Origin of the sequence: Streptomyces inusitatus (assembly GCF_014651115.1) — a bacterium.
Taxonomy (GTDB): Bacteria; Actinomycetota; Actinomycetes; order Streptomycetales; family Streptomycetaceae; genus Streptomyces; species Streptomyces amakusaensis.
The window spans coordinates 1-4,251 of record NZ_BMWG01000062.1 but is presented as its reverse complement, the minus strand read 5'-3'; the positions used below and the strand labels follow the sequence as shown (position 1 = coordinate 4,251).

The following is a 4,251-nucleotide window of genomic DNA, read 5'->3' as shown; positions in this document are numbered from 1 at the left end:
TCTGGAGGTTCCGGAGCGCTGGGGTGGTCTGATCGACCTTCCCGCTGTTCTGGACGATCGTGCTGTGGGCCGTTTCGTCGGGGTCCTCGCCGGTCGTGGTGAGGATCAGGTCGCGGTTCGTTCGTCGGGTGTGTTCGGGCGTCGGTTGGTGCGTGCTGCTCGTGGTGCGGGTTCTGTGGGTTGGGTGCCGGGTGGCACGGTGTTGGTCACGGGCGGTACGGGTGCTCTTGGCGGGCGGGTTGCTCGGTGGCTGGCGGGTGCGGGTGCTGAGCGTTTGGTGCTGACGAGTCGTCGTGGTCTGGACGCGCCCGGGGCTGCTGAGTTGGTCGTGGAGCTGACCGGTCTGGGTGTTGAGGTGGAGGTGGTGGCGTGTGACGCCGCCGACCGTGACGCCCTGCGTGTACTGCTCGGTACGGTCGCAGGCTCGCTGACCGCTGTGGTGCATACGGCCGGTGTCCTGGACGACGGCGTACTCGATGCTCTGACACCGGACAGGTTTGAGAGTGTCCTGCGCGCTAAGGCTGTCTCGGCTCTGCATCTGCATGAGCTGACGGGTGAGCTCGGTATCGAGCTGGACGCCTTCGTCCTCTTCTCCTCTGTCACAGGCGTTCTCGGCGCGGGCGGTCAGGGCAACTATGCCGCTGCGAACGCTTATCTGGATGCTTTGGCCGAGCAGCGTCGTGCTGACGGTCTGGCGGCGACGTCGCTGGCGTGGGGTCCGTGGGCGGACGGCGGTATGGCCGCTGACGACGCTCTCGACGCACGCATGCGCCGCGAGGGCATGCCCCCCATGTCACCCGACTCCGCGATCACCGCGCTTGAGCAGGCTGTCGGCTCCACCGATGCCGCTCTGACCGTCGCCGACATCGACTGGGACCGCTTCTCGTCCATCGTCACGGCGGTACGCCCCCAGCCCTTGATCGCCGACTTTGTCGCCGGTGCCGAGGGCGCGGCAGCCGTCACCGGCCGAGGCGCGGTGGTCACGGGCGCTGACGTCATGGACACCGTGGTCGGACAGCTGGCCGGGCTGACCGAGGCCGAGCAGGGGCGTGAGCTGCTGGGGTTGGTGCGTACGCATGTCGCGGCTGTTCTCGGCCACGAGGGTTCGGACGCGGTGGGTGCCGAGCGGGCGTTCAAGGAGCTGGGCTTCGACTCGCTGACGGCGGTCGAGCTGCGTAATCGCCTGGGTGCCGCGACTGAGCTGCGGCTGCCTGCGACGCTGGTCTACGACTATCCGACGTCGGCGGCTCTCGCGGAGTATCTGCGCGGTGAGTTGGTGGGCAGTGTGTGGGTCGCCGACACACTGCTTCCCGCCGTGGTCGCCACCGATGACGATCCGATCGCGATCGTGGCGATGAGCTGCCGCTTCCCCGGCGGCGTACGCACCCCGGAAGACCTCTGGCGGCTTCTCGCGGATGGTACCGACGCGGTCGCCGGGTTCCCGGCCGACCGTGGCTGGGACCTGGACCGGCTCTACAGCCCCGACCCCGACAAGCCGGGCACGACCTACACCCGCGAAGGCGGCTTCTTCGACGGGGCTGCGGACTTCGACGCCGATTTCTTCGGGATCTCGCCGCGTGAGGCGCTGGCGATGGATCCTCAGCAGCGTCTTCTTCTTGAAACCTCGTGGGAGGCGTTCGAGCGGGCGGGCATCGACGCCTCGTCCCTGCGTGGCAGTCAGGCCGGTGTCTTCGTCGGCACCAACGGCCAGGACTACCTCTCTCTGGTCGCGCGTGAAGCGGACGGCCTCGAAGGCCACGTCGGCACGGGCAACGCCGCCAGCGTGGTCTCCGGACGAATCTCCTACGCGTTCGGCCTCGAAGGCCCGGCGATCACCGTCGACACCGCCTGCTCATCATCGCTCGTCGCGCTCCACCTGGCCGTCCAGTCGCTGCGCAACGGCGAGTGCACAGTGGCGCTGGCCGGCGGTGTCACCGTCATGTCCACGCCCGACGCCTTCATTGACTTCAGCCGTCAGCGCGGTCTTGCCGAGGACGGCCGGATCAAGGCGTTCGCGGCGGCGGCCGACGGTACGGGTTGGGGTGAGGGCGTCGGCATGCTGCTCGTGGAGCGGCTGTCGGATGCCCGTGCCAAGGGTCACCCGGTCCTCGCGGTGGTCCGTGGCTCGGCGATCAACCAGGACGGCGCGTCCAACGGGCTCACCGCCCCCAACGGTCCGTCTCAGCAGCGCGTGATCCGGCAGGCGCTGGCGAGTGCCGGTCTGTCCGCCGCCGATGTGGATGCGGTGGAGGCGCACGGCACCGGTACGACGCTCGGCGACCCGATCGAGGCACAGGCGCTCCTCGCCACGTACGGCCAGGACCGCCCGGCCGGTCAGCCGGTGCTGCTGGGCTCGGTGAAGTCGAACATCGGGCACACGCAGGCTGCCGCCGGTGTCGCGGGCATCATCAAGATGGTGCTGGCGATGCGGAACGGGGTGCTGCCGCAGACCCTGCACGTTGATGCTCCGACTCCGCATGTCGATTGGTCGGCGGGTGACATCTCCCTGCTGACCGAGGCCGTGGCGTGGCCGGAGACCGGCCGCCCGCGCCGCGCCGGCATCTCGTCCTTCGGTCTGAGCGGCACCAACGCCCACACCATCATCGAAGAGGCACCCGCACTCGCACCCGCCGGCGCGGAGAACACCCAGAACGGCACCACCCCGCCTGCGCTGCCCCTCGTCCTCTCCGCCCGGAACACCACAGGCCTCCGCGCCCAGGCCGAGCGCCTCGCATCCTTCCTGACGGCCCACCCGACCGCCACCGTCGGCGACATCGCCCACTCCCTCGCCACCGGTCGCACCTCGCTGGAGACCCGCGCGGTTCTCGTCGGCACTGTCGGCGACCGCGACGCACTCACTTCCGCCCTGCTCGACCTCGCCACCGGCCGCCAGGCCCCCGGCCTGACCGAAGGCACGACCACTGACGGCGGGCTCGCGTTCCTGTTTACGGGGCAGGGGAGTCAGCGGCTGGGGATGGGGCGTGAGCTGTATGAGGCGTATCCGGTGTTCGCGGACGCGTTGGATGCCGTGTGTGCTCAGTTCGCTTCGGATCTGCCGTTGAAGGAAGCACTGTTCGGTGATGAGAGCGGTGCTCTCGATGAGACGGCGGTGACGCAGCCCGCGCTGTTCGCGATTGAGGTGGCCCTTTTCCGGCTCCTGGAGTCGTGGGGCGTACGTCCCGACTTCTTGTCCGGTCACTCCATTGGTGAGATCGCTGCGGCGCATGTGGCGGGTGTGTTCTCGTTGGAGGACGCGTGCACGTTGGTGGCGGCTCGTGGCCGTTTGATGCAGGCGCTGCCTTCGGGCGGTGTGATGATCGCGGTTCAGGCGTCGGAGGACGAGGTCCTCCCGCTGCTGACCGACCGGGTGAGCATTGCCGCGATCAATGGCCCGCAGTCGGTGGTGATCGCGGGTGACGAGAACGCTGCTCTCGCTGTGGTCGGGCACTTCCCGGACCGTAAGTCGAAGCGGCTGACGGTGAGTCACGCGTTCCACTCGCCGCACATGGACGGCATGCTGGAGGCATTCCGTACAGTCGCCGAGGGTCTTTCGTACGACAACCCGAAGATTCCGGTCGTCTCGAATCTGACCGGTGCCCTTGTCACGGATGAGATGGGTTCGGCGGACTTCTGGGTGCGCCATGTCCGTGAGGCGGTCCGTTTCCTCGACGGTGTTCGTGCCCTCGAAGCGGCCGGGGTTACCTCGTATGTGGAACTCGGCCCGGACGGGATTCTCTCCGCCCTGGCCCAGGACTGCGCAGAGCGTACGGACATGGCCTTCGCGCCCGTACTGCGTGGCGGTCGCTCCGAGGCGGAGACGGTCGTCACCGCTCTCGCCCAGATATACACGCGCGGCATCGCGGTGGACTGGGAGGCGTACTTCACCGGCACCGGTACCCGCCGAGTCGACGTACCCACCTATGCCTTCCAGCGGCAGCGCTACTGGCCGGAGGCGGCCCTGTCGGACATCGCACCCGCCAGCGGTGTGGTCGATGCGGTGGACGCTCGGTTCTGGGATGCGGTGGAGCGTGAGGATCTCTCCTCTCTGGTCGCTGAGCTGGGTGTGGGTGAGGAGTCGCTCGGGGAGTTGCTCCCGGCTCTGTCTGCGTGGCGTCGGGATCGGCGTGTGCAGTCGGAGGTGGATGCCTGGCGTTATCGGGTGTCGTGGAAGCCGCTGGGTGAGGTTTCTGGTGTGGGGTTGTCGGGTGTGTGGCTGGTGTTGGTGCCGGCTGGTGTCGATGACTCGGCTGT

General features: G+C 68.4%; 1 protein-coding gene. It reads left to right on the top strand.

Annotation, left to right across the window (positions count from 1 at the left end; genetic code table 11):
• The coding region (locus IE247_RS33800; protein ID WP_373305652.1) for a type I polyketide synthase at positions 1-4,251 on the top strand (4,251 nt) is incomplete at both ends.